This is a genomic window from Microbulbifer regidiadema (SeqCode) (assembly GCF_052466995.1).
Map to the genome: position 1 here is coordinate 4,749,559 of NZ_CP174297.1, position 25,339 is coordinate 4,774,897.

The 25,339-nt window shown below is 43.8% G+C and carries 24 protein-coding genes and 3 pseudogenes; 18 read left to right on the plus strand and 9 right to left on the minus strand.

All coding sequences use genetic code 11. The features are described from left to right. The first annotated feature begins 130 nt into the window (after window positions 1-130). Together ACJJIK_RS20830 and ACJJIK_RS20835 are read left to right on the plus strand one after the other, a co-directional pair. Window positions 131-1,269 (plus strand): IS3 family transposase gene (locus tag ACJJIK_RS20830; protein WP_444943736.1). Its coding sequence is split into 2 segments (ribosomal slippage): window positions 131-380 and window positions 380-1,269, totalling 1,140 coding nucleotides; the frame shifts between segments, so codons are not numbered across the junction. 261 nt (window positions 1,270-1,530) lie between these two features. Next, window positions 1,531-1,710 (plus strand): transposase, encoded by a 180-nt coding sequence (locus ACJJIK_RS20835; protein ID WP_444943737.1) that lies wholly within the window; start codon window positions 1,531-1,533, stop codon window positions 1,708-1,710. A gap of 107 nt (window positions 1,711-1,817) precedes the next feature. On the opposite strand, the gene ACJJIK_RS20840 is transcribed toward ACJJIK_RS20835, so the two are convergent. The 3 genes from ACJJIK_RS20840 to ACJJIK_RS20850 form a co-directional block, all read right to left on the minus strand. Continuing rightward, window positions 1,818-2,933, minus strand: coding sequence for an IS30 family transposase (locus ACJJIK_RS20840; RefSeq protein WP_444945093.1), 1,116 nt, complete (start codon window positions 2,931-2,933; stop codon window positions 1,818-1,820). 536 nt (window positions 2,934-3,469) lie between these two features. After that, window positions 3,470-3,778, minus strand: a complete 309-nt coding sequence (locus ACJJIK_RS20845) for a hypothetical protein (RefSeq protein ID WP_444930135.1) — start codon at window positions 3,776-3,778, stop codon at window positions 3,470-3,472. 12 nt (window positions 3,779-3,790) lie between these two features. Next, a complete protein-coding gene (locus ACJJIK_RS20850) occupies window positions 3,791-4,498 on the minus strand; it encodes a L,D-transpeptidase (RefSeq protein ID WP_444930136.1) in 708 nt (235 codons plus the stop codon). A gap of 1,026 nt (window positions 4,499-5,524) precedes the next feature. On the opposite strand from ACJJIK_RS20850, the pseudogene ACJJIK_RS20855 reads away from it, so the two are divergent. Further along, window positions 5,525-6,474: pseudogene (locus ACJJIK_RS20855) on the plus strand (IS5 family transposase). Here ACJJIK_RS20855 and ACJJIK_RS20860 read toward each other — a convergent pair. Then, window positions 6,471-7,091: an IS3 family transposase gene (locus ACJJIK_RS20860; protein WP_444932390.1), complete on the minus strand. Its 621-nt coding sequence runs from the start codon at window positions 7,089-7,091 to the stop codon at window positions 6,471-6,473. The pseudogene ACJJIK_RS20855 and the gene ACJJIK_RS20860 overlap by 4 nt on opposite strands. 91 nt (window positions 7,092-7,182) lie before the next feature. Between ACJJIK_RS20860 and ACJJIK_RS20865 the strand changes: the two genes are divergently transcribed. The 4 genes and pseudogenes from ACJJIK_RS20865 to ACJJIK_RS20880 all read left to right on the plus strand — a co-directional run bounded on the left by ACJJIK_RS20865 (window position 7,183) and on the right by ACJJIK_RS20880 (window position 9,802). Continuing rightward, a complete protein-coding gene (locus ACJJIK_RS20865) occupies window positions 7,183-8,298 on the plus strand; it encodes an IS30 family transposase (protein WP_444932391.1) in 1,116 nt (371 codons plus the stop codon). A 24-nt stretch (window positions 8,299-8,322) separates the two neighbouring features. Further along, a pseudogene (locus ACJJIK_RS20870) lies at window positions 8,323-8,874 on the plus strand (IS3 family transposase); the annotation flags it as partial. 102 nt (window positions 8,875-8,976) lie between these two features. Then, the gene (locus ACJJIK_RS20875) at window positions 8,977-9,177 is read left to right on the plus strand and encodes an IS3 family transposase (protein ID WP_444930137.1); all 201 of its coding nucleotides are present in this window, start codon (window positions 8,977-8,979) and stop codon (window positions 9,175-9,177) included. A 70-nt stretch (window positions 9,178-9,247) separates the two neighbouring features. After that, entirely contained in the window at window positions 9,248-9,802 is a 555-nt protein-coding gene (locus ACJJIK_RS20880) for a DUF4274 domain-containing protein (RefSeq protein WP_444930138.1), read from the plus strand. 265 nt (window positions 9,803-10,067) lie between these two features. On the opposite strand, the pseudogene ACJJIK_RS20885 reads toward ACJJIK_RS20880, so the two are convergent. Together ACJJIK_RS20885 and ACJJIK_RS20890 are read right to left on the minus strand one after the other, a co-directional pair. Next, a pseudogene (locus ACJJIK_RS20885) lies at window positions 10,068-11,114 on the minus strand (IS91 family transposase). 15 nt (window positions 11,115-11,129) lie between these two features. Then, window positions 11,130-11,756 (minus strand): tyrosine-type recombinase/integrase, encoded by a 627-nt coding sequence (locus ACJJIK_RS20890; protein WP_444943738.1) that lies wholly within the window; start codon window positions 11,754-11,756, stop codon window positions 11,130-11,132. Window positions 11,757-11,994: 238 nt separating this feature from the next. Between ACJJIK_RS20890 and ACJJIK_RS20895 the strand changes: the two genes are divergently transcribed. Next, complete coding sequence (locus ACJJIK_RS20895; protein ID WP_444943739.1) at window positions 11,995-12,606, plus strand: hypothetical protein; 612 nt, start codon at window positions 11,995-11,997, stop codon at window positions 12,604-12,606. 707 nt (window positions 12,607-13,313) lie between these two features. Continuing rightward, window positions 13,314-13,439 carry a hypothetical protein gene (locus ACJJIK_RS20900; protein WP_444943740.1) on the plus strand — a complete coding sequence of 42 codons (126 nt, stop codon included), beginning with the start codon at window positions 13,314-13,316 and terminating at the stop codon, window positions 13,437-13,439. Between the two features lie 83 nt (window positions 13,440-13,522). Here ACJJIK_RS20900 and ACJJIK_RS20905 read toward each other — a convergent pair. Further along, window positions 13,523-14,661 (minus strand): IS3 family transposase gene (locus tag ACJJIK_RS20905; RefSeq protein ID WP_444943741.1). Its coding sequence is split into 2 segments (ribosomal slippage): window positions 13,523-14,412 and window positions 14,412-14,661, totalling 1,140 coding nucleotides; the frame shifts between segments, so codons are not numbered across the junction. A 98-nt stretch (window positions 14,662-14,759) separates the two neighbouring features. Here ACJJIK_RS20905 and ACJJIK_RS20910 point away from each other — a divergent pair. The 7 genes from ACJJIK_RS20910 to ACJJIK_RS20940 all read left to right on the plus strand — a co-directional run bounded on the left by ACJJIK_RS20910 (window position 14,760) and on the right by ACJJIK_RS20940 (window position 21,932). Beyond that, window positions 14,760-15,083: a hypothetical protein gene (locus tag ACJJIK_RS20910; RefSeq protein ID WP_444943742.1), complete on the plus strand. Its 324-nt coding sequence runs from the start codon at window positions 14,760-14,762 to the stop codon at window positions 15,081-15,083. Window positions 15,084-15,546: 463 nt separating this feature from the next. Beyond that, window positions 15,547-15,936: a carboxymuconolactone decarboxylase family protein gene (locus ACJJIK_RS20915; protein WP_444930145.1), complete on the plus strand. Its 390-nt coding sequence runs from the start codon at window positions 15,547-15,549 to the stop codon at window positions 15,934-15,936. A gap of 146 nt (window positions 15,937-16,082) precedes the next feature. Beyond that, window positions 16,083-16,916: a S1 family peptidase gene (locus ACJJIK_RS20920; protein ID WP_444930146.1), complete on the plus strand. Its 834-nt coding sequence runs from the start codon at window positions 16,083-16,085 to the stop codon at window positions 16,914-16,916. A 229-nt stretch (window positions 16,917-17,145) separates the two neighbouring features. After that, window positions 17,146-17,616: a DUF7716 domain-containing protein gene (locus ACJJIK_RS20925; RefSeq protein WP_444943743.1), complete on the plus strand. Its 471-nt coding sequence runs from the start codon at window positions 17,146-17,148 to the stop codon at window positions 17,614-17,616. Between the two features lie 784 nt (window positions 17,617-18,400). After that, entirely contained in the window at window positions 18,401-19,225 is an 825-nt protein-coding gene (locus ACJJIK_RS20930; RefSeq protein WP_444943744.1) for a GH12 family glycosyl hydrolase domain-containing protein, read from the plus strand. 34 nt (window positions 19,226-19,259) lie between these two features. Beyond that, window positions 19,260-19,859: a macro domain-containing protein gene (locus ACJJIK_RS20935; protein ID WP_444943745.1), complete on the plus strand. Its 600-nt coding sequence runs from the start codon at window positions 19,260-19,262 to the stop codon at window positions 19,857-19,859. A 132-nt stretch (window positions 19,860-19,991) separates the two neighbouring features. Then, window positions 19,992-21,932 (plus strand): hypothetical protein, encoded by a 1,941-nt coding sequence (locus tag ACJJIK_RS20940; RefSeq protein WP_444943746.1) that lies wholly within the window; start codon window positions 19,992-19,994, stop codon window positions 21,930-21,932. A gap of 250 nt (window positions 21,933-22,182) precedes the next feature. On the opposite strand, the gene ACJJIK_RS20945 is transcribed toward ACJJIK_RS20940, so the two are convergent. After that, window positions 22,183-22,851, minus strand: coding sequence for a FecR family protein (locus ACJJIK_RS20945; RefSeq protein ID WP_444943747.1), 669 nt, complete (start codon window positions 22,849-22,851; stop codon window positions 22,183-22,185). Between the two features lie 511 nt (window positions 22,852-23,362). On the opposite strand from ACJJIK_RS20945, the gene ACJJIK_RS20950 reads away from it, so the two are divergent. After that, window positions 23,363-24,145: a sulfite exporter TauE/SafE family protein gene (locus ACJJIK_RS20950; RefSeq protein WP_444943748.1), complete on the plus strand. Its 783-nt coding sequence runs from the start codon at window positions 23,363-23,365 to the stop codon at window positions 24,143-24,145. Window positions 24,146-24,174: 29 nt separating this feature from the next. Here the strand turns inward: ACJJIK_RS20950 and ACJJIK_RS20955 are convergent, their stop codons facing one another. Beyond that, window positions 24,175-24,780: a tRNA-uridine aminocarboxypropyltransferase gene (locus ACJJIK_RS20955; RefSeq protein ID WP_444943749.1), complete on the minus strand. Its 606-nt coding sequence runs from the start codon at window positions 24,778-24,780 to the stop codon at window positions 24,175-24,177. Window positions 24,781-24,810: 30 nt separating this feature from the next. Here ACJJIK_RS20955 and ACJJIK_RS20960 point away from each other — a divergent pair, with 30 nt between their 5' ends. Next, window positions 24,811-25,245, plus strand: a complete 435-nt coding sequence (locus ACJJIK_RS20960; RefSeq protein ID WP_444943750.1) for a GNAT family N-acetyltransferase — start codon at window positions 24,811-24,813, stop codon at window positions 25,243-25,245. Window positions 25,246-25,339: the final 94 nt, after the last annotated feature.

A 25,339-nucleotide genomic window follows, 5' to 3' on the forward strand; every position in this document is an offset into this window, starting at 1 on the left:
AATTTGTTGGGATTTTGGAAGTAATCCCTGAGGTTGTCGAGGACGAAGGCGGTGGACCATTTTATGTTGTAGTGGTCTAATACTTCCGGACACTTCGCTAAGATGGTAAAACTACCAAGTGAGGTGACGTATGACAACAAAAGGTACACGCCGGCAATTCAAGCCGGAGTTCAAGAAAGACGCTGTAGCTCTTGTCTCTGAACAAGGCTATTCGATTTCTAAGGCCGCAGAGGCTGTAGGGACCACTGCTAATAACTTGCGACGCTGGGTAAAGGAGCTGAAGCAGGAAGAGAGCGGAGTAAGATTGGATGCAGGCGAGCGCGCTGAATTGGATCGGTTGCGACGTGAAAACAAGCGCTTGCGGATGGAGAAGGAAATCCTAAAAAAGGCCAGCGCCTTCTTTGCGAAAGAAATGAAGTAAAGTACAGCTTCATCAAAGAGCAGAAAAGTAGCTTTCCAGTTAGGATGCTTTGCCGAGTAATGCAGGTAAAAAAGAGCAGCTATTACGATTGGTGCCATCGCAGTGATAGCTCAATAGATAGCCAAACATGGCAACTATGCCATCGCTTGAAGGCCTTATTTGCAGAATCTCGGCAGAGCTTGGGAAGCCGCCGACTAATGAAGCTATTACGCAGAGAAGGCTTTAAAATTGGGCGCTATCGAGCCCGAAAGCTAATGAAAAAGCTAGGTTTGGCAGTAAAACGCAAGAAGCGTTTTGCGTTGACGACAGATAGCAAACACCAACTGCCCATTGCAGAGAATCTTCTGAATAGGGATTTTTCGCCGAGTGCTAAAAATCAAGTTTGGGCTACGGATATTACATACATCTGGACGCTACAGGGATGGTTGTACTTGGCGGTAGTAATTGATCTCTATTCACGCCGGATAGTTGGTTGGCACCTGGATCGCCAGATGGAAACGGCTTTGGCGAGTCGTGCGCTGATGATGGCCGTCAATTTACGCACACCACCGCAAGGCCTTCTACACCACTCTGATCGAGGCAGTCAGTATGCCAGCCATACCTATCAGGCGTTGCTGAAGGAGCATGGAATGGTATGTTCAATGAGCCGTAAAGGAAATTGCTGGGACAACGCACCAACAGAACGGTTTTTTAGCAGCCTGAAGCAAGAGTGGCTAACGGGAAATCTCTATGAAACAAGGGTGGACGCGACAGCAGATGTGAGAGCCTATATTGCTTATTACAACTCATGCAGAATACACACAACATTGGGGGATGTAACCCCTATCGAATTTGAGAAATGTGCTTAAAGAGGTGTCCGGTTGGACTTGACCACAACAAGTTACCTTTTACAAAGATACAGAGTGGTCTGACCTTGAAAAATTGCAGGCTGATTTCAAAGATACAGCTAACAAGTAGCAGCAACGGACTGTCAAAAGAGTCACTCAAATTGCTATCGCAATTGAATCGCAAATTTTGCCAGTCGCTGTGCTAGGCGTTAGGGAAAAGACTTACCCACGTTTAGTAGACACCCTGTATAGTTAGGTTTAGGCCTAACACGGAGGTGTATCATGGGTAAGAAAAGAACTCAGGCGTATACGGAGGAGTTCCGTAGAGAAGCAGTTAAGAGAGCGGAAAAGCCTGGAGTAACAACGGCTTCTGTGGCACGAGAGCTAGGCGTCAGCGCACAACAGATCTACAACTGGCGTCGTCAATTTAATCGACTGTCTGATAAGCAGTTCAATAGTTAAGACGGTGTCGACTATTCCAAATAGGAAAGCGCTGAAGTTCGCAAGCTCAAGAGGGAGCTGCATGAATCTCGTCAGGAGGTTGAGTTTCTAAAAAGGCAGCTGTAGGTTCAACCTGTCAAGGCAACACCCTGTTTAATAACCTGCTGTGGTGTCGCAAATTTCAGTGTTTTTCTTGGCCTGCTATTAAGCTCGTTAGCAACTTGGTTGAGTTTCCTCTGAGTTGGCTGTGCTAAGCATGTCTTTTTTGGAAAGTACTGACGGATTAAGCTGTTGGTATTTTCATTCGTTCCCCTTTGCCAAGGGCTCTGAGGATCACAGAAGAAGACAGGAACACCTGTCTTTTCCGTAAATTCAGCGTGCTTCGCCAGCTCCATTCCTCGGTCCCATGTCAGTGATTGGAGAAGCTCTTTTGGCAGTTTTTTAAACCTAGCAACAAGCGCCTGGTTCACAGAAGTCGCATCTTTCCCTTTCAATTTAAGAATGATCGTATACCTCGATTTTCGATCCACAAGCGTGGCGATATGAGTGTTGTTTGAACCTGACACTAAGTCACCCTCCCAATGACCTAAAACACATCGTTCTTGTATCTCCTGAGGACGCTCCCTTATCGATGTACCGTTGACGATGTTGATAGTACCGCGCTCGCCTTTACGTGAATGTTGTTTGCTGTGACGAAGACTGTGAGATCGACGCAAATGCTTTACTAGCTTATGATGAAGTGCTGAACGCTCACGGAAGTACAGTGTTTTATAGATATTCTCTGCTGATATCTGCATTGATTCATCAGCCTGATATGTCTTCCATAACCAACCCGATATTTGCTCTGGAGACCACTTCAACTCTAATTTTTCCAAAACAAGCTTCTTTAGCCTCGGGTTTTGCTCAAGCAAATACGGCTTGGGGCGCCTTGCCGTCCGTTTTGCACGGTTGTTTGCATCTACAGCTTTATAGTATCGTCGCCCCCGATTTCTCTGAATCTCACGCGAGATTGTGGATGGATTCCGATTCAAGGAGCGAGCGATTGCTCGAATACTTTGTTTTGCAGAAAGACCTGCACGTATTTCCTCGCGTTCGGCTAATGTGAGGTGTTGAGGAGATGGCTTTCTGGGTATTGGTTTAATTCCGCCAGTATCTCTCAAAACAGTAAAAATGGTTCCTGGCTTAGAATCTATGGCATTGGCAGTTTCACTAAAGCCAATGCCCTTTTTCCAAGCGTTGAAAATCCACTCTTTTTATTCTGCTGTAAATATGCGCTTCATTCAATGATCCCCCGATAGGCCATATTCCTACAGGGGTGTTGCACTGATCAATTGAATCTACAGCTGCCTTTTTTAGAAACTCAACCTCCTGACGAGCTTCATGCAGTTCCCTCTTGAGCTTGCGAACTTCAGCGCTTTCCTATTTGGAATAGTCGACGCCGTCTAAACTATTGAACTGCTTATCAGGCAGTCGATTAAATTGACAACGCCAGTTGTAAATCTACTGTGCGTTGACGCCTAGCTCTCGTGCCACAGAAGCCGTTGTTACTCCAGGCTTTTCTGCGGAAAGATTCCATATAAGTCTGAGTTCTTTTCTTACCCGTAATACACTTCCGTATTAGGGCTAAAACTAACTACACAGGGCATCTACTAAATGCGGGCAAGTCTTAGTTATAACGCCCTGTTAACAGGCAAAATATAGTTGGCTATAATTAGCGACGTAGAAACAAAAGCCAACTGTATCTGTCCTTATTCAAAAGCTTATTATAAGTGAGACCTAGTTATTCGCATTTTTTTTCAACCTCTTCGTATGCAACAACAAAGTCTGATGAAATTACAGCCTTTTTAAGCAAATTGTCCTCGCTTAAGTATGACCAAAATATGTGATTACCATTTTCAGATTTCTGAGTAATACTACCTTTAGTATCTATTAAATCTTCACAAGAAGGAATATTAGAATACTTATTAAGTAAGGTAATTTCTCTTTTTATTATATCTTCACTGCGATCGTCAGACATGCTGACTACATATAAATATCCAACATTTCCTCCAAAGAGGACGCCTAGAGTTAGATAAATTAGTGCTTTCATAAACCCTAACTCCTAAGCCATATCAATAAATACTGGAGTATTCATGGGTGACCAACTAAATAATTTCTTGGCATCATCTTCACTTAGGCGAACACAACCATGAGATCCTAATGAATCAGCACCAAAGAATTTTAAAAAGGAGGTAACACTTACAGCATTTGATTGATGAATAGCTTTACCATCTTTTGTAAAAAACATCGCATAATCCATTTGTGCATCATACTTACGGCTTCTGTATTCTTTATGCTTTCTGTATATATAGTGTAAAGAGGGCTTTATTGCCGTAGGGTGCCCTTTATCACCAGAGGCACAATGAAATTCATATATTTTATTTTTTCCATTGTAAGCGTAAAGATTTTGATGATCTAAATCTACGATAATATGTTTTCCTGTAAGTCTTACCCCGCCAAGGTATAAAATAGTAGAGCCAGCTGGATCAACTGCCCCATCAACCTTTTTGCTTCCCTGTATGCTGGCTTGAAAGTCTGAAATACACTGAGTTAACTCCCGAATAATATTTGAGGAGAAGGGGTTTGGGATTTTTAATCCATGAAGTTTTTCTTGGTAGTAGGGATCTTTTTTTCTATTTTCTAATAATGAAATGATACTCCTTATGTCTGCACTACTGTTAACTCCTCCTTTACCAACTCTGTTGAAAATATAGTTAGTTGTTCCTATAGTATATTTCTTTTTCGGTATTGCACGGTTACCTTGTGACATCTTACTTCATCCTTGTATGAGTTATAAAATAATCGAATTTATACTAACAATAACGTGGAATAATTACAGCTAGTAACAGAGCTTATAACGTCAAGCTCACCCACAGAGGCGCGATAGCGCCGGAGCCGAGTGCAGCGTTTTGTTGGCACCGATCAGAAGCTTTGTAAAGGGCGGCGGACAACTTTCTTGAAAGCCTTTGCTGTATCGGGATAATTAACATGTATGTAATCAATTCTCCATATATCTTCATGTTTATATTTGATATTTAGCACTACCGGCTGCTCGTTATCATCAAAGCCATCGACGGTTAAACACCCAGGCTTTCCAGATACATTTTGGTAGTATCCTGTTTAGTTGCTGATATATCTGCTCAAAACAATAAGCTCACCACTGATTAATGGATGATTAAAGTTCATATTGTGGAGTATACTGTCAGTAACATACATGGGGGGCCTTTTGTTTAACATTTTATGCAGTTACTACAGCATTATATGCTTTGTAATCCACATACAAATTGATATTGCTATCTGTAATTGCGCAAGCTGCTATAAAAAATACGAATAGATACGTAAATGGTATTTTTCTCATGATCAGTATCCCATGATTCTGAGTAACTCACGATCATAGACCTCATGAGGCCCTTTCAGAGCTCTGACAGCTTGGCTACAGTGATTTTTAATTCAGCTCTTTGACTCACAATCGAAATCCCTTTTTGGCTCATGATCTGTTTGAATACAAGGCTTAGCATCTAACCCCATGTAGCATCAGATTTCAATCTACACCGCATTACAGCTTGGCTACAGTGATTTTTAATTCAGCTCTTTGACTCGCAATCGAAACCCCTTTTTGGCTCATGATCTGTTTGAATACAAGGCTTAGCATCTAACCCCATGTAGCATCAGATTTCAATCTACACCGCATTACAGCTTGGAAGTATCAGAAGTGTGCTAAGGAATCTCTGAATAAGTTCCTGCCGAAATGACGTAAAATATCAGTAAACAATAATAAGTAAAAATAACACAAACCATGCACCAGGTCAGCTTTGCCGAAACTGAATACCGGAACAAACGTGCAAAACTCGTAAAGATAAGTTTCTTGAGCAAATTGATAACCTGATTCCATGGGCGCACCTTGAGAGTAAGGTAGAACCCTTCTATCCAAGACTAGGGCGAGGCAGGTGACCTTATCCAATGAGGGTTATGACGAGCATTCACTGCACACAAATTTTTCACAACCTCAGCGGCCCGGCTATGGAAGACTCTCTTTCTGAGATAGAGGCTATACCTAATTTTGCCGGCCTGACGCTTACAAAGCCCATCCCTAATGAAACTACTATTCTAAATTTCCGTCACCTACTTGAGAAACACCAACTCGGACGTCGATTCTATGAAGAGTTTAACAGTCATCTCAAAGGAATTGGTGTCCTACTAAAAGAAGGTAGTATCGTAGATGTTAAGAATATCAATGCACCCAACTCTATTAAAAATTGCGAGAAAGCTCGTGATCCAGAAATGCATCAAACTAAAAAAGGCGGGCAGTGGTATTTTAGCATGAAGATGTGTGTTGGCATCGATGATGTGACCGGAATAGAGCACAGTGTTGATACGACAGCAGCAAATGCTCATGATATTACAACTGTAGAGCGAGCCCTACATGGAGATGAAAAAAGAGCCTTGGGTGATTCTGGCTATATTGGCGTGGAGAAACGTGAAGGGCTGAAGGAACGAGAGTTAGACTGGCACATAGCAATGAAGCCAAGCATATCGAAAAATCTTCCTGGGCGCACTGAACTGCGCAAAGCTGAAAAAATCAAGGCGCAGACTCGAACTAAGGTCGAGCACCCCTTCCGTTATATTAAATGTATTTTCGGATATAATATAACTCATTATCTAGGGTTAGTAAAAAATACTAAACAGCTGTGCCTGTTAGCAGGGCTTGTCAACTTATTGATAGGGAGGAAATATCTAGCTGTCTAGGGGCAGTGCGCCCGAAATCTGCATATTGCGGGTTTCAGGTATGAAAATTCAGGGCCGCTACGTTCAAAACGTGTCAATTCATCGGTCATCTGGGAATCGAATGCCCAACCTACAATACGTCGAGAGTACAGATCCATAACTACCGCGAGGTACAACCACCGCTCCAGAACCCAAATATACGTAATGTCACTTGTCCAGCGGCAATTTGGTCGATCCACATCAAAGCAACGCTTAAGTAAATTGGCGGAGACATTAATGCTCCCCTCTACGGGCTGGCTATATCGAAAGCCTTTGCCGTTTTTCGCTTTAATATGCTCCTGATGCATAAGCTTAGCGACGTAGTTCCGTGAGCATGGCTCACCTAACTCTCGAAGCTCGTAAGCGATTCTAGGCGCTCCATAACGGCCTTTAAAAGCAGTAAACGTCTCTCGGATATTCTCGATTGTTCGTATCTTTCTAATCATGCGTTGAGCTGTCAACCGCCCTCGCCATCGATAATAACCCGATCTTGAGACTTCTAAACGCCGACACATCAAGTTAACCGGGAATGACCCTACATGCTCTTGTATCAATGCGTATTTTACTCTTGGTGGTTCGCAAAGTACGCAGCTGTAGATTCAATTGATCAGTGCAACACCCCTGTAGGAATATGGCCTATCGGGGGATCATTGAATGAAGCGCATATTTACAGCAGAATAAAAAGAGTGGATTTTCAACGCTTGGAAAAAGGGCATTGGCTTTAGTGAAACTGCCAATGCCATAGATTCTAAGCCAGGAACCATTTTTACTGTTTTGAGAGATACTGGCGGAATTAAACCAATACCCAGAAAGCCATCTCCTCAACACCTCACATTAGCCGAACGCGAGGAAATACGTGCAGGTCTTTCTGCAAAACAAAGTATTCGAGCAATCGCTCGCTCCTTGAATCGGAATCCATCCACAATCTCGCGTGAGATTCAGAGAAATCGGGGGCGACGATACTATAAAGCTGTAGATGCAAACAACCGTGCAAAACGGATGGCAAGGCGCCCCAAGCCGTATTTGCTTGAGCAAAACCCGAGGCTAAAGAAGCTTGTTTTGGAAAAATTAGAGTTGAAGTGGTCTCCAGAGCAAATATCGGGTTGGTTATGGAAGACATATCAGGCTGATGAATCAATGCAGATATCAGCAGAGAATATCTATAAAACACTGTACTTCCGTGAGCGTTCAGCACTTCATCATAAGCTAGTAAAGCATTTGCGTCGATCTCACAGTCTTCGTCACAGCAAACAACATTCACGTAAAGGCGAGCGCGGTACTATCAACATCGTCAACGGTACATCGATAAGGGAGCGTCCTCAGGAGATACAAGAACGATGTGTTTTAGGTCATTGGGAGGGTGACTTAGTGTCAGGTTCAAACAACACTCATATCGCCACGCTTGTGGATCGAAAATCGAGGTATACGATCATTCTTAAATTGAAAGGGAAAGATGCGACTTCTGTGAACCAGGCGCTTGTTGCTAGGTTTAAAAAACTGCCAAAAGAGCTTCTCCAATCACTGACATGGGACCGAGGAATGGAGCTGGCGAAGCACGCTGAATTTACGGAAAAGACAGGTGTTCCTGTCTTCTTCTGCGATCCTCAGAGCCCTTGGCAAAGGGGAACGAATGAAAATACCAACAGCTTAATCCGTCAGTACTTTCCAAAAAAGACATGCTTGGCGCAGCATACTCAGAGGAAACTAAATCAAGTTGCTAACGAGCTTAATAGCAGGCCAAGAAAAACACTGAACTTTGCGACACCAAAGCAGGTTATTAAACAGGGTGTTGCCTTGACAGGTTGAACCTACAGCTGCGTACTTTGCGAACCACCTAGAGTAAAGTACGCATTGATACAAGAGCATGTAGGGTCATTCCCGGTTAGCTTGATGTGTCGGTGTTTAGAAGTCTCAAGATCGGGTTATTATCGATGGCGGGGGCGATTGCCATCTGCTCGCACGATTAGAAAGATACGAACAATCGAGAAAATCCGAGAGACGTTTGTTGAGTTTAAAGGTCGTTATGGCGCGCCTAGAATTGCTTGCGAGCTTCAAGAGTTAGGTGAGCCATGCTCGCGGAACTACGTCGCTAAGCTTATGCAACAGGAGCATATTAAAGCGAGAAACGGCAAAGGCTTTCGATATAGTCAGCCCGTAGAGGGGAGCATTAACGTCTCCGCCAACTTACTTAAGCGTTGCTTTGATGTGGATCAACCAAATTGCCGCTGGACCAGTGACATTACGTATATCTGGGTTCTGGAGCGGTGGCTATACCTCGCGGTAGTTATGGATCTGTACTCTCGACGTATTGTAGGTTGGGCATTTGACTCGCAGATGACCGATGAATTGACACGTCGAGCATTGAAAATGGCCCTAGAGTGACGACCAATAAAACCTGGACTAATAGTTCACTCTGACAGGGATGTGCAATATCTATCGCAGAAATACCGGGATCTCTTGTCCGAAAGCAAGTGCAAGTAAAGTATGAGTCGCCAGGCTAACTGTTGGGATAATGCGGCAATGGAATTATTCTTTATCAGGCTAAAAGTCGAGCTGGTCTATGCCGGAACATTCGAAAGCGAAGGGCAAGCAAAATCTGAGGTGTTTGAATACATTGAGATTTTCTACAATAGGGTTCGTAGGCACTCTGCATTGGGCTATGTAAGTCCAGCAGAGTATGAGTGAAAATACGCATAGTTAGAGTGTCTACTTTTTGTGGGCAAGACCAACGCCAACGTCTAGTTTGGAGGAATAAATGGCAAAAAGGTTAACTAAAGAGCAGAAAAAACGCGCATCTATATGTTTTGAATGTGGTTTTATTCCTAGTAAGGAAGCTTGGAATAATATTTGTTTAAAGCACGGTAAAGATTATGAAGCCGTGAGGTATATGGCTGATCAATTTAATATTTCTGACGATGAAATAGTCACTATCGCATGCTTGCAGAGTAAAGAGGAGTTGCATGTGGTTGCTGATCACTATACTTGGGATGATGAAGGGGTAGAAAGCATTTATGCGATTTTAAACCACCCATATTGTGATGCTGGTACTGCATTACTTCTTTTTTGGAAAGGAAGTGGCTATAGCGCATTATCTCCAAATCCAGGCTTTGCAACCCAAGTTGAAATAGAATTTTTCAAAGAAGTGTATGATAGATTTGTGAGCAAGAAATTTAATACATACGATATCGCTTTCGATGCTTACCATGAAATGTATGTGCCATCTTTAGAAGAATATTTAAAAAACAACTACGTCATACCTGCTGAATTTTTATGTCCTTATAGTAAGATGTATGTTCAAGATTGTTTGTAATGTGATTTGAGTATAACGAATAAGGATAGATCGCGCGTAGTCGCGATCTTATCCAGTTGTTGGACAAGCCCGTAGCGCCCGACTCGCTCTTTATAAGAAAATATCTTTTTGAGAGTGTGGAATGTTTTGGAGTTTCTTATCGTTCAATTTTTTAAAGACGATCGCCAGCCTTGGCTTCTCTGGTGCCAATGGATGTAGTGTTTTCTACTGAACTCTTATTCCCTCCTTGTTGGTAAGTGGCAATATTTTACTAAGAGATTGCTCATCAGTCCGAGAGCCAGCCCGGGCTAAAGACTTGCACAAACTGCATGGGGGCACTGCACTTAGGGCAACACATTGACGGTCGACTTCTTGGTTTGAGCGTTTCAAGAATAACTTTGAGGGTCAGCTGTACAAGCTGCAATAATCGTTTGGCATTACTATGCGGAAAGCCGTAATCACGTACTCGCCGAAAGCCCTTCGGGAGTACATGCTGTAGTAGCAGCCACAAAAAATCAGCGCCTGGCAGTGTCCGGATTTTACTTTCCCCGCTTTTACTTTCAATATAGCGGAAGGTTACCTTTCCGTTTTTGTTATTCAGTATTTGCTTCTCACTAATCACTCCACGGTAGAGGTATTTGGATAGATACTTAAGTGCGGATTGCCCGCTACCAGCAGACTGACACTGTACAATCCACTTCTCTGGTGAGTGGGGGATCTGCAACCCCGCTGCTTGCAAGGCTTCAAGCATTCGGGCACGAAAGACTTTAGCGAGGGCGACACCATTGAACAAATATTTGCCTTTGGAGTTTCTCCATTGACGTTTAACCCGATTTACTGCTCCCCCGGAAACGATAATATGGCAATGCAGGTGATAGTCCAGCCGCCGGGTCTGAGTATGAAGAACACTTGTCAATCCGATTTCTCCATTGAGCTTTTTGTCATTGAGAGAAAAGCTCTTTAACGTTTATGCAGAGGTGGTCATTAATTGTGAATAAACAACTTTTTGATGGTGCAAGGCTAATGCCCGCAGCTCTGCTGGCAGAGTAAAAGTCACCATAAAGTATTCCACCGGTAGTAGCTTGCGGCTCTGTCGATCTAACCACTGACTGGCCTCATGGTTCTGACATTGGGGACAATTGCGATGTCCGCAGGAGCGTGGACTCAGTAGAGAGTAAGAGCAGGCCCCGCACTGCCACAGTACTTCACCAGCCATAGTGGTACGGCAGTGACGAATAGCCGCTATGGCTCGGCGCTGCTCAGGTAGTAGACGGGCACCATACTTTTGCAGTAGAGCACTTTCATAATGTTCGATCACGGAGGCAAGGCGCATTACAGCCTCCTCAGGTTAACAGATAGGCTGCTCATTGTTGTCCTGGTCCGATGTGCCCGTGACATATCGCCGGAAATGCAAGGAAATAGCAAGCGAGCGTAGAGTGCAGCAGGTCAGATTTGGAAGTGGGACACCGCGACCCTTATGACCTTTACCTCGGTGGATATGTACTTGCTTGCGCCCTGCATCAATATCCCCAACTTCAAGAGCCAGTGTTTCACTTAATCGCAAGCCCATGGAATAAGTTGTGAGAATAAAAACACGATAGCGCAGTTTACGTGCCGCCCCGATAAGTTGCGTAATCTCCTGTGGTGTGAGAATATCGGGTAACGACTGAATTTTGGGTGCTTTGACGATATTCAGCCACTGCCACTTGCGCTTGAGGATATGCTTCCAGAAGAACTGTAGGCCATTGCGATCAACCTTAACGGTACTCCAAGAGTGGGAGTCCACCAGCTCAGAAAAATATTGTTCGAGTTTATCGGTTGAGATTTTATCGGGGCAGGCATTAAAATGCCCAGACAAGCGCCGCACAGCTCGCGCGTAAGCGTCAATAGTTCTCTCGCTGAGCCCTTGCAGTTTTAGGGTGCGTAGATGGCGCTGATAAAGGCTGTTGAAACGGCGCTGCTCTTTAGGTGTCATGATAAGCTCCTTTAATCTTCAGTCCGAATTGGACTGAAAAGAGCTTAGCTTGTGAGGCGTTTATTCTGCCGCGAAGCGGCTTCGTTCAACAAGGTAATGAAATCTGACCTATTTTAATCGCTTCAAATTTGTGCTCAAATAGCACAAATTCAAAACAATCAAAATAAGCCATTTATCACGGCGTTAAGCCCACATAGTGCTAATGTATACACCTCACTACATGGATTCACACTGCTATATGGCTCACACACCGTATATGCCTCTCTCAAGATTGAGAGGTGGTGAGTCGTTTCTCTCGTTTAAACTATCGGAAATTACTCCCTATGAAAAATTTATTGAGTATTTCCCAGGTATTAAATGCGAGCCATTAGAGTTTTTATATCAAACCCATAGAACAATATGCGCAATGGATAGGTATCTTTATGAGGACCTGGTTCGTCATTGCTGGGGATCGATAAGCTGGGCAGCATGGATTGCTCTAGTAACACCTTATCCTGAAAAGTACATGCTTAAATTTCTTAAGCGAGTGGAGGGAAGAAGTTCAGAACAATGGAGTGTTAAGGCAGCAATTATGAGGCTCCGGAAAAAGAATCAAGGCAATGATATTTTATTTGCCAAGGCAGGAGAATTTGAAGGGTATCTAGCTCGCTTACCGTTTAACAGAATACCTTTGCGGCAAACAAATATAGAAGCACAAATAAAGCATTACAATAAGATCCGAACTAAACTGAGGGAAATTTACAATAAGGAAGGTACGAATGCTGCAATTTCATACCTTCGTTTTCGTGAGCCAAATGAACTAGAGCTAAGCTATCAACAATGGTTGTCAAAAATAGGCTTAACAAATTAATCAACGATCGCCTGCGGCTGGGCAGACAACCCTTCGGTTTGTCTGCCCGTTATTAAGGCGTGTGTGCCAGACATGGGATTTAACTAGAGAGATGAAAGTCCTCTTACCAGGTATTCGTGGAGCCGAAGGCTAGCGAAAGGGCAAGGTTAATATCGTGAGGTATTGGCTGGAGGAAGCCCAGCGCAAATTCATGGGTGATGTACAAGAACTGGATATGAGGTGTGACGTAGGCGGAGCCAGTGGGCACGTGACCATGAAGCTCTCCATCTACAATTGGCCTGCGTTTTATAAATCCAGCATCTATGTGAAGAAAATTAAATGTCTTACTCTGGGAGCTCTATAAGTTGTTAACGGAATAACTGAAAACTGAGAGATCGGTTTTGACCGACCAGTAGAAGTCAGTAGAAGGCATAGTAGGTAGAGTTCGTGCTACTGAAGGCCTGAACAATTCAGGGCAGTACCATTAACACAGAGTTTGATGACTGCATCTGACAGGCAACCTAGTGTGGTATAACGAACAATATATTCAAATATAATTAGTAGTCCAGCTGCTGCTTTTGGTATACAGACAATGCCCGCCCCCGTAACAATAGCCCTCACAGATGAGGAGCGTAAAGATTTTCAACGCCTCTGTCGCAGTGGTAAGACACCAGCGAGAATCAAAGAGTGTCTGTCAATTATATTGCTTGCCGATGAAGATTTGTCGAATGAAGAAATTGCTGAACGCTTACCCTTTAGTGTCCATAAAATTGTTCGATGGCAAAACCGGTTCGCAGAATCTGGTTTTAAAGGCGATGATGCGCACTATTTTTTGGTTGCTGTTGAAGAAATGACCATTACTAAACTTATTAGCAAGCTCCAGATGTTTGGGCAACGAATGGCTGCTTGTTGTGGTCAAGTCCAACCGGACACCTCTTTAAGCACATTTCTCAAATTCGATAGGGGTTACATCCCCCAATGTTGTGTGTATTCTGCGTGAGTTGTAATAAGCAATGTAGGCTCTCACATCTGCTGTCGCGTCCACCCTTGTTTCATAGAGATTTCCCGTTAGCCACTCTCGCTTTAGGCTGCTAAAAAACCGTTCTGTTGGTGCGTTGTCCCAGCAATTTCCTTTACGGCTCATTGAACATACCATTCCATGCTCCTTCAGCAACGCCTGATAGGTATGGCTGGCATACTGACTGCCTCGATCAGAGTGGTGTAGAAGGCCTTGCGATGGTGTGCGTAAATTGACGGCCATCATCAGCGCACGACTCGCCAAAGCCGTTTCCATCTGGCGATCTAGGTGCCAACCAACTATCCGGCGTGAATAGAGATCAATTACTACCGCCAAGTACAACCATCCCTGTAGCGTCCAGATGTATGTAATATCCGTAGCCCAAACTTGATTTTTAGCACTCGGCGAAAAATCCCTATTCAGAAGATTCTCTGCAATGGGCAGTTGGTGTTTGCTATCTGTCGTCAACGCAAAACGCTTCTTGCATTTTACTGCCAAACCTAGCTTTTTCATTAGCTTTCGGACTCGATAGCGCCCAATTTTAAAGCCTTCTCTGCGTAATAGCTTCATTAGTCGGCGGCTTCCCAAGCTCTGCCGAGATTCTGCAAATAAGGCCTTCAAGCGATGGCATAGTTGCCATGTTTGGCTATCTATTGAGCTATCACTGCGATGGCACCAATCGTAATAGCTGCTCTTTTTTACCTGCATTACTCGGCAAAGCATCCTAACTGGAAAGCTACTTTTCTGCTCTTTGATGAAGCTGTACTTTACTTCATTTCTTTCGCAAAGAAGGCGCTGGCCTTTTTTAGGATTTCCTTCTCCATCCGCAAGCGCTTGTTTTCACGTCGCAACCGATCCAATTCAGCGCGCTCGCCTGCATCCAACCTTACTCCGCTCTCTTCCTGCTTCAGCTCCTTTACCCAGCGTCGCAAGTTATTAGCAGTGGTCCCTACAGCCTCTGCGGCCTTAGAAATCGAATAGCCTTGTTCAGAGACAAGAGCTACAGCGTCTTTCTTGAACTCCGGCTTGAATTGCCGGCGTGTACCTTTTGTTGTCATACGTCACCTCACTTGGTAGTTTTACCATCTTAGCGAAGTGTCCGGAAGTATTAGACCACTACAGCTATCGATTCACTAGCATTAGAGACTTTTAAAGCATGATGAACTTTAACGAATACAATCAGCCAGCAAAAACTTTAGTGCTGTATTACGCCGAGTTATTAGATTGTAATATCGCAAAATCTATAGTTTCAGTCGGCTCAAATTTAAGCAGCAAGAAAGAGGCCAAAGATTTAGCCTATTTCTTTTGGGAGATGACCGATCAAGTTGTTGATGATGAAAGTGAAGGTAAAGTTATTCATGGAGTCTCTGACTTACAAACCTGGCTTGAAAAATCACTATATATATTTACCGGCTACTTTAAAAAACAAGGCTATGAACGCGAGTGGTCAGAAAGTTATGACAAATACCATGATGAATAACTCCGTAATCACTTTAAAAGCCTAACAAGTGGCGACAACCTGGCGCCCAAAGCCCCGTTTGTTTTTGGGGTCATTACGCTGCCGCTTCATTTAATCCAAAAACAACTACGCTTCGGGCACAGCTACGCTAGGCGTTATTGTGGCGGTCAATTTTTAGGTGGCTCGTAGTTTCTGCAAACACCAATCTCTACCTGAGCACACTTCCACAAGCTGGCACTATAGTTCCGTTTGGGTGCCCTCGTTTTAAGTTAATAAGCCCTACAAGCCAGTTGAATCATTGTGGAGTCCCAATCAGATAGTTAACTGGCGGAGAAAGTATGGTATTTTCCCTGTAAATTTATCGGGCAAGAACAGCCATACAAGGCCAAGCAGGCTCACCCAGCCCTTCGGAGCTGGACTGCAGCCTATGTGGTGCACTTTGCGCGCAAACACTTCGGATGCCCCTTCAAAGGACACAAAATTGATGAATGATAAAACAGAGGTTAGTAATACCCTTTCTCGGGGAAGGGCGTTGGTAGAAGAAGTAAATCCTGGAATGGAAGAGGTGCTAGAACAAAGGTATGGAAAGTACGTACCTGGCATCGGGGAATCTGTGGTTGATTTCGCTTATGGACAGCAGTATTCAAGGCCAGGGCTAGATCTAAAATCACGCTATATCGCTACCATTGCTGCACTTACGGCAATAGGCGGCCAAACGTCACCGCAACTAAAAGTTAATATCCAAGGGGCATTGAAAGCAGGCTTAACTAAAGAAGAAATCGGCGAGATTATCTGGCAGATGTCGCTGTACGGAGGGTTTCCATCATCTATAAATGCCCTTAATACAGCACTGGAAGTTTTTGAAGAGAGTTAACGGGGTTCAGGGTCCCTCGTATAGAAAGGTGATGAGTTGCATTCCGGCCCTATGGGCCTTCACTAGGCTGTCATCGCTATATAGCGCTAGCCGATTATCGTGCGTTAGCCTTTTGGCGAGTAATCCTTATTAAGAGGAAAAGAAGAATGAAGGGATATTTGCTATTAGTTTTGTTGTTCATATCATCTACTGTAAATGCGATCATTATTCGTGACGACACCGAAGATGAAGAATATCGAATTCCTTCATCTGTGCTGCCTGCATTGGTAGATTTTCCTGGTGAGGGACACGGTATTTTAATTTCTCCTCAGTGGATAGTTACAGCAGCGCATGTGGCTTGTATGCAACATTTCAAAGAAGTCAATCTAAATAACGAGCCGAGAAAGGTAGCATCTGTAATTGTCCATCCCGGGTATAAGGCACCAGATAATAAACTGATAAAAGAAGCCTTGGCGACTGGTAATGGGTCTAGCCTTCAAGAGTTTATTGCATCAACAGACGACATTGCGCTCATCAAACTTGAAAATCCAATTACGGATGTAAAGCCAATTTCTCTATATCGAGGTGATGATGAAATTGGAAAAATTGTACAGCTAATTGGTAAAGGTAGCACTGGGAGAGGAGATGCTGGACCAAAAGCTAATAGTCCGCATCGTACTACCTTGCGGAGAGCATTCAACGAAATTTCTACGGTTAAAGATCGTTGGATTTCCTATGTTTTTGATACGCCTAAAACAGCAGTTAAGCTCGAAGGTATGGCTGGTAAAGGAGATAGTGGAAGTCCGGTATTAATCAACGAAGATCAAGAATGGAAACTAGCGGGTATAGTTGCTTGGGATTCTAGCGAAAGGGATTTACGGACCTATTACGGAGGGCGTTACGGAGATGCTGGCTATAACGTCCGTGTATCCTATTACATTGACTGGATAGAAAATACGATCTCCTCTGGAGCACTTGTAGAAGATTCAATAAAAGACTAACACAACACTGCTGTGAGGCGTCCAAAACTATGCACTATTTTTGTCGATTCACTCCCATTTTTGCGTAATCGGTGCGTCTCTATTTCTCCGCTCCGATGGGAGGTAGATTATTTCTTTATGTGAGACTTTGAATAGAATTCAGATATGTGTATAAAGCCTAAGCCGAGAGTTAGATGTTAGGGAAGTATGGAAGCATTAATCAATATATTAAAACGTGCAAGTGGGCAGCTTGAAGAGGGGTGGTTGTATCTTCCGGAAAAGGGGGGGCTGGAATTTTGACACGCTTGGCCAGATCATTAACGTTGATGAACTAGAAGATGATCAGGTTGATGAAAATGATGAGCCACTAATTACACAAGAGAAAGGACTTGTCTCTACTCTAGATTCAGGCACTATTGAAAGCATAGTTTTATTCGCTAAAGGTTTAGGTTGCGAGCTCACTGACGAGTTATTACTTGAATCATTTCTATACTATTACGAACATGATGCATTTTTACCTCATCCGGATTTTAAGCCTCTTTCATCAGAGGAGTATCAGAGAAAAAATGATCGAGACTTTTATGACTGTCTTGGTTCGGAAAGAGAAGATATACGGTGTAAAAACAAAGTATGCCAAAGAGGTGCCATTAAAGGCAGTGCGTTTTGTAAGAAACACCACTTTGAAATGATCCAGAAGAAGCCGTGTCTATTCAGCGATTAGGAGTAGAGCGCTAACAAATCCCGGAAAAATACACACTTCGCGCTTGGCTCTGCAACAGGTCGTTCGCCCGTGCGCTAGATGTTGGAATAAAGGCGTAAAATTTGTGTTCTGCCTATTGGTGTCTGTGTAGAAGTTGAATTCTAGAGATCACTTTTGGGGGAAGGGTTTAGGTTTTTTGGAAAAACAATCTACTGTAGAACTCCGTGGCTGGATTAAATAAAAGGTATAACCAATTTAGATTCTTGGTGAGCTAGATACGAATCCAAGCTAAAAGCGTTGACTATTAATAATGAAAATATACGGATATTCTAATCTCACAGGAGATGAGATTCTGAAATTGGCTAAGGCAATAATTCCAGTAAACCCAGGGTGTTCTAGATCTTTGGCTGATTTTGGGTGCGTTATACAGAAAATATGGATAAAAACCGGTGGTTCTTAGGGTTGTGAGTGCTTGGGAGAGGTTGACCATTGACAATGGGATTGTTGGTTAAAAGTGGCTATAGGTATAATTTATGTGAGTGGATTGCGCGCAGTCGAGATTTTACCCTATTGTTGATAACACCAGTAGCTCCTGATTCTCTCTTTATAAGAGAATATATAGCTGCCCATCTATAATTCCAAAAGACCATTAATCTTTTTCATGGTTGTGGATTGTGATTGTGGATTTCGTAAGACAAACCAATATGGGTTCTATCTAAAACTTTTCTATATTTGATTGTTTGATATTTAACTTTAGTCGCTATATTTGGATTTTTGACTGTGAGGTTTAATTTTGAGGTTTATCTTGGTTTTTTCTGTTGTTCTTTCTTTTTGCTCAAAGGTTGTTGGTGAAGATGTCGGTTGGGTTAAGCCTGAGGGGGCAACTATAAGTTGCGACGATTTCTACAGTGCTCCAACCAAGCTTGGAGTTTTGAGTAATAATGTCTGGAATAAGTATGCGGCAAAAGATGATCCTTGGACCCAGTGTTTGAAGGAACGGTTGGTAGATGGTGAATTGCAGTTTGGTTGGTCCTGGTCTTGGCCCTTTGGAAGGCAGTTGATTTATTCTCAGCCACAAATAAAAGTAGGATCTTCACCTTGGTCGCCAGAGCCTAAGTTTGATGATTCATTTCCTTTGAAGATGTCTAGTCTTACTAAACTTGATATTTCACATCATACAGAAAGTGTGTCAAATGGAGACCATAATACGGCCACGACTATGTGGTTAATCTCGGAGGAGTATAGAGGGGATGAGCAAAATCGTTCAGTAATAGCTGCTGAAATTATGATTTGGACCTACTTTACTGAGGGACATTTTAGTCCTGCGGGAAGAAAATATAGCGAGCTTACGGTTAATGGTGCTGCATGGGAGGTTTGGTACCATAAGGACTGGAGGGATATGTCGGGAGTAAATGATAATAATTGGGTGTATGTATCATTTAGGCTTAAACAGCCTTCCATGAAGATCTCTATTCCTGCTTTAGAACTTCTCAGCTACGCAGTTAAGGAAGGGTTAATTTCCAAAGAATTATATATAGCTGATGTAGAGCTTGGGAATGAAATTATGAGTGGTTCAGGAGTTACGTGGATAAAAGACTTTACAGTTGATTATCGGGTGAGTAAGTTGTGAGGCTGTAAATAATTCTGTTAAAAATGAGATTTATATGCTGCCTGCTAAAATCTACTTAATTGATAAATCAAAAGAACTTGTAGATGCTTGGGGTGAAGTATTTGAAGGTGTGGAGACCGTTGAAGTTATTGAGGGCGATTTATTTTCCAGGCCAGCTGATGCGATGGTTAGCCCTGCAAACAGTTTTGGGATCATGGATGGTGGGCTGGATCTTTCTATTAGGGATAGGTTGGGTTTTCGAGTTGAAGACCGTTTACAAGAGAAAATTAAAGGAGATTTTCATGGTGAGCTACCTGTAGGGGCTGCGATAATAGTACCTACTTCCCATGAGAATTGGCCCTATTTGATCTCAGCTCCAACTATGCGTGTACCAGAAGATATCTCCAGTACTCTAAATGCTTATTATGCTTTTCGAGCAATCTTAAATGCGGTACAGCAGTTCAATAAGTCAGATCCTTCGGAAGGTATAAAGTCAATTGTATGCCCCGGCTTGGGGACCGGTATTGGTAACTTGTCTGCTCGGCGCTGCGCAGGTCATATGCGAGCGGCTTACAGCGCATTTATCAAGCCTTCAAGAATACCCAGTTATGCAGAAATCCATGCGACGCACAGGAGGTTACAGTTGGCTTACTAACTATTGTTGCCAGCTGTATAGAAAGTGAGTGAAATATGATCAGGAAAGCCTTAAGCTGCATACACTTAAAAAGTGTGTATATGTTTTGAATTTAAGCTTCAGGCATGGGGATCTGTACCGAGGGGGTAGTATATGGCATTTGATTATGGCTCAATTGATCTGGGGCTTAAGAACCCTTTTAAGAAAGAGGGGCGAGTTACGGCAATCAGGGGCGGTGTGCAGTCTCTTGTGGCTCTGATCCTGCTCTTTATGGCTGCAGGCCAGGTGAAATCGAACCCTGTCAATGGTTGGGTGCTGGTTATTGTCGGCGCAGCTTTATTGGTAAGCGGTATCCGAGCTTTGTCTGGGGGGATTTTTGCTTTATTGCGATTTTTCGTCGGGCGCAACCATCCGGTATCACTGGCCTTTAATCACTCCAAATCTGAAGCAAGCACGGCGTCTCAAGAGAAAAATGAAGTCGCTTATACCGCTTCTGAACTGGAGGAGATGTTAGTTGGGCGCAAGAACTCGACCTTTCTTGAGCCCAAAGGCTTCTTGGCGCGAGTGCTACACAGTATCTTTCCCCGGCTGCTCTATATGCCATACCCCATCCGGAATATGGCACAAGCACAGTTTGGCGCTTGGGTAAGTACGCTTACGGTTATACTCTCCTATATCATTGTTGCCTTTATTTGTCTTAGCGGCTTTGCCGGCGATATGGGGCAAGAGCTATTTCCGATGTACTCTGCTATTGCTTTGCTGTATACGCTGGTTGTATGGCGCTCCGCGAGTCGTGGTATCTCCCGAGAGGCCCAAAAAAGTGTGGCGAGTCTTACCGGGGGAAGTATTGCAAAAACGATTGTATTCTCGATCGTGGTGCCTCTGTTACTGGGGTTGGGCTTAAGCCTGGGAGTCGAGTTTTTTGCGAAGCAAGGTGGTTCTTCTTTAGATGAGCTAATTAGTGTTTCGGCTGTTTTGGCCCAAGCCTTACCGAACTTTAGCCCTTTTCTGTATATTTTAGGCATTGTCATCGTCGGTTCAGCTTGTAGTTTTGCTGTTGTCGCTATGTTGCGTTTTAGAAGTGAGGTCGCGAATCCGGTAACAGAGGTTTCCGAGCTGCGGGATAACTGGCAGGAATCCGTTCATCCGAAGGAGATTTTTATCAACCTGGATAATCTTGTGATGGCAAATCGCCGCTACAAAGAGGTGCCTAATCGGGTTTATCGAGAGCTTGATCCAAATCTGGTAGAGCAAATCGATGGCAAAGGTTCCTTTACCGGGGAAATGATCCAGGAGGTGCAGCCTACGGTCCGCCCCGTTGATCTGGGGGATAGATTCAGGTGGATTCGCGATATCAGTCTTTATGTGGGTAATGCTCTCTATCTTGTGGTCACTGCATTAACCATTTGGGTGGCATATTCGTTCATTGATATTATCCAATTTTTTCAACCGGAATCTATTGCGGCTGTTGAGCAGGAGTTTACTGCTTTAACACAGGAAAGTGGGCGCTTGGCCTTGCTGGAGGAATATGTTGCCGCGGGGGGAGCCCTCTGCATGACTTTAATCCACTTATTGTTAGTTGGATTTATTCTTCATACCTTTGCCCGTTTTTTAACCAATGCTGCGCATATCTTTTTTGCAGAAATACAATTTGAATCATTATTGGTTTATTTTAAATGCGAAGGTACGTTTACCGAGTCTAAAATTTCAACAGGTACAGGCATACACGATAGTACACGTTCTGAAAATGTATTGGTAAGAAGTTCAATTACTCCCTGGGTTATTGTAACCAAGGTTGTCTCCAGTACCTTTGCGGCATCTGGTATGAGAAATTTAGAGTATCCAAGGCATATACTTGAAATGCATAAATCTGAGCGGGATCTGTCTGAAATCAGGGATGATGTGATAGGCTTCTTGAAGGATAGGGAGTCCATTGCCTCCATTACCAGCGGTAGGGACCTCGAAAATACTTCAAATATTCATGCGATTAATCAGCGCAGCCGGGCAGTACCTATGATGGAACAGCGGCAGTTGGCGCAGGATGAAAATGCGGCTGGTTATTTAAGGCAGGAGAGCAGAGATACGGTTGAATAGTATTGTTGGGCTGTATCTTTACTTGCAATAAGTGGGAGTAAAAAGAGCTGGCAAGGTTAGGAGTCTTTGAGCCAGGGGGGGAGTCCTGGTGTTCCTTGCCAGCTGAGTAAATTAGACTAACAAATTATGTATTGTTAGTCATAGCAGAACGACTAAGAATGACAGTATTTGCTGTAAAGATTACAGGAAACTACGGTTTTATGGCTGTATTACAGGGAGGAATAAATCCATTTGGGGGGGCATTAGGGAGTTATTCGGCAAGTTGTTCGAGAATGATATGGAACTCTTCTCTAGTGGCTTTAAGGTTATAGGATTTGCTCAGTAAGTGAATGCTGTTTTCGATATGATTTAAGTCGTAAGTTCCGCTGATCAACAACCTATTGGTATCCCGCCCTCTGGTTATCAGCGGTATGTCAGTAAAGCGATTGAGCTTGATAAGAAGTTCTGCCAGCCTGATATTGTTGGCCTGGGTATAGCCGCTACACCAGTCCTTGTAGGTGGCAATGTCAAAAGCTTTGATTGCTCCGGTGCTGTTTTCAGTTGTTTTGAGTGTTTCACCTTTCTCGACTTTACTGCGATTTTTAGTTTGTTTTATTGGGCTGGCTATAATTTTCCCTTCTAGAACAGTGACTTCTGTTTCTCCATATCGCTGATCCATGTTGAAGATGGATTTGTGCGTGCGGATCAATGTTTGCCGCGATTCTATAATAAGTGGCCAGCTTATATCTTTATAAATGCTGAATTGTGCCTCTCCATTGAATAAGCGTATATGCCTACGTGTCTCAGAGTAGCTGACAGCCACTTTAGTGGCGGCGCTCAGCTTTATATGACTGCCATCTGGCAGGGGTTGGTCGGATGTTTTCTTTGGGGCTGTTTGGTATCTGCATTTAAATGATTTGCGCGCCTTGGCATCTTTCATGCTTTCCCCTCAGCTTATTTCGAAAGCGGGATTGGCCCTTAACGGCGGGGCTCTGATCCACTTTATAGGTTTTATTTTTGATATATGGACTGTTGTTCCACCTTGCGGGGTGGATTGATCGGCTGGGCTTGCCGTTGCTACTTTTTATTTTGTGACGCTTTCTTTTCTCTTTTGGGGGTTGTTTGTTGTGGTTTTATTAAATTATCTTGCTTTGGCGCAGTTCACTACGTTTTTTTGTGTCCCGGTAAACTTTGTCCATTTAGGGGGGAGAGAGCTTGTTTCAGTTTTGTTAAATAGCTGGGCTTGTGTGAGCTTGATTTAGGGGGCTGAGGGATAGGCAAGTCAGGGAACGGTGGGATCATATCCCATAGCGATAGAGCGTTTTTTCTGTACAATGACGGTGCTTTTGAGTCGGCGACACCTTCATACAAAAACTGGAATAAAGAATAGAGCAAGGTGCCTTAAACGAATGTATTTTGATATGCCTGCTATATCGAGGGTTACTTAGCGAGTGGTCATAGAGATAGTTGCAGTAGGATTGCTACTTATCCTGATAGCGGGGGTTGCTCATGGGGCGTTGGGTTTCGGTTTTCCGATGCTCGCCACACCCATTCTGGCACTGGTTTATGATCTGAAAACCGCAGTGGTGTTAACCCTATTGCCCTCGCTTTTGCTCATTGTTTTCAGTCTTTATAGATGTCGAGATTATAGGGTTGATTTTTCTAAATATGTTTTGGTGATATTGCTGGTGTCGCTGGGAAGTTTTTCCGGAGCATGGCTGTTAACCTGGGCAAATCCTGACTTTCTCAAGTTGTTACTGGCAATATCAATCCTGTTTTATCTGTTTTCCAATCATTTGAAGAAGTATCTTTGCAAGCTTTCCAGTCGGCCAGTACTTTTCCCGGTCATTATGGGGAGCTTGGCAGGTATGATTGGTGGTGCTACTAATGCGATTGCACCGCTATTGATGATTTATTTATTGGAGGTAAGCAAGTCATCGAGAGAAGTAATTATTGTTTCCAATATCTGTTTCTTGATGGGTAAGCTGATACAGTTTGCCGTGCTATCGTTCTATTCGGGCTTTAATGATTTGGCACTGATGCCACTGTTCGCAGTTACTGTGTTTGCCTATTTGGGGCTAATTATTGGCTTTAGACTTCAGTCCAGGATTGATGAGGAGCGATATCGAAAGATTATTCGGTATACATTATCGGTCTTTATGTGTGTGCTGACCTATCAAGGCGTGTCTAACTTGATATTTCCTGATGCGATGGTGGTGCAGCTCTCCCCTTGAGGTTTCACTGGCAGCGATCTCTATTTTCATTAAGTCGTTTCTAGCGCATAGCTACGCTGTTGCAGGCTGATCATTTTTGCAAAAGGTTGTAAAAGACTGGAGAAGTCACTCCTGTCTTCAAGTTGAGTCATAGCCATGGCGATACTCTCAATGGTGGATAAACCATCGGCAACCGTAGTTTTGCGAATGGTGTAAGTGGACTTTAGGTTTCCGTTGAGATTTAGCCTCGGGAGTTGTTGAAGCCTGGGGTTGAGGTGAAGGATTTTTTTGGATTTTTTCCAGGTGGCGTCGATCACAATGAGCTGCTCTATTTTTACCTGTTGGTTTTTGTGATTAAGGATAGAGCCGCCCTTGTCTAACTGGGGGGTCTCAGGTAGCCACTGCAGTGATGGGTAGAGTAGGGCGCTAGGGGTTTTAAGCAGCTGCCCCAGCTGTTGGGGGGCGAGGGTTTCAGAGATAAGCATTTCGCTGTTGTTCAGGCACAGGTAGGCCATGCGCCCGGTATTGAACGGGTGCTTCCCTTCCTGTGGGTGCTGTATGATCACCACCTTTACGGTATTGGCCAGCTTCACTAGTGCGCTACAGTAGCAGACATTGGGGGGGCGCAGGCAGGTGTTACAGGTCTCTCTGGGCATCTTTTTACTTCGAGGTATAGAGGCAGGTTTATGGCGAAAACGCAGCCTTGTTATAGGGTTCAGTGGCTGGCGGATATAGAGATTCCGCTGGCGAACAAATTTTATCGCACGCATGGATTTCGTGGCAAAGCCAAACGCCATGAAGATTGCGGGGTTGTGCGGAGCGAACGGGGCGAGGTGATTGCTTGTGGTTATTTGCGGCGCTATGAAACCTTTAAGCTGCTGGCTGGGGTTGCTGTTGCTGCGGACTATCGAGGGCAGGGAGTTGCGAGACAGTTATTGGCGCTGCTGGCGGAACGCTTTGATAGCGATACCTATACATTCCCCTATGCACATTTAGAACCCTTTTACTCATCTTTGGGCTTTAAAAGGGTAGATGTTGATGATTTGAGCAGCCCCGTGGGGGATTTGTATCGCAGCTACGTGAAACAGGGGCGTGCAATTTTAGCGATGGTTTATCTTTAGGGGATATTGCCCTTTTTTTTCTATAGTGGCGGTGCGCGAACAAAAATTGCCTCAAGGGTGCAGTTGTATACAGAGGATTTAGAATTATTTTCCT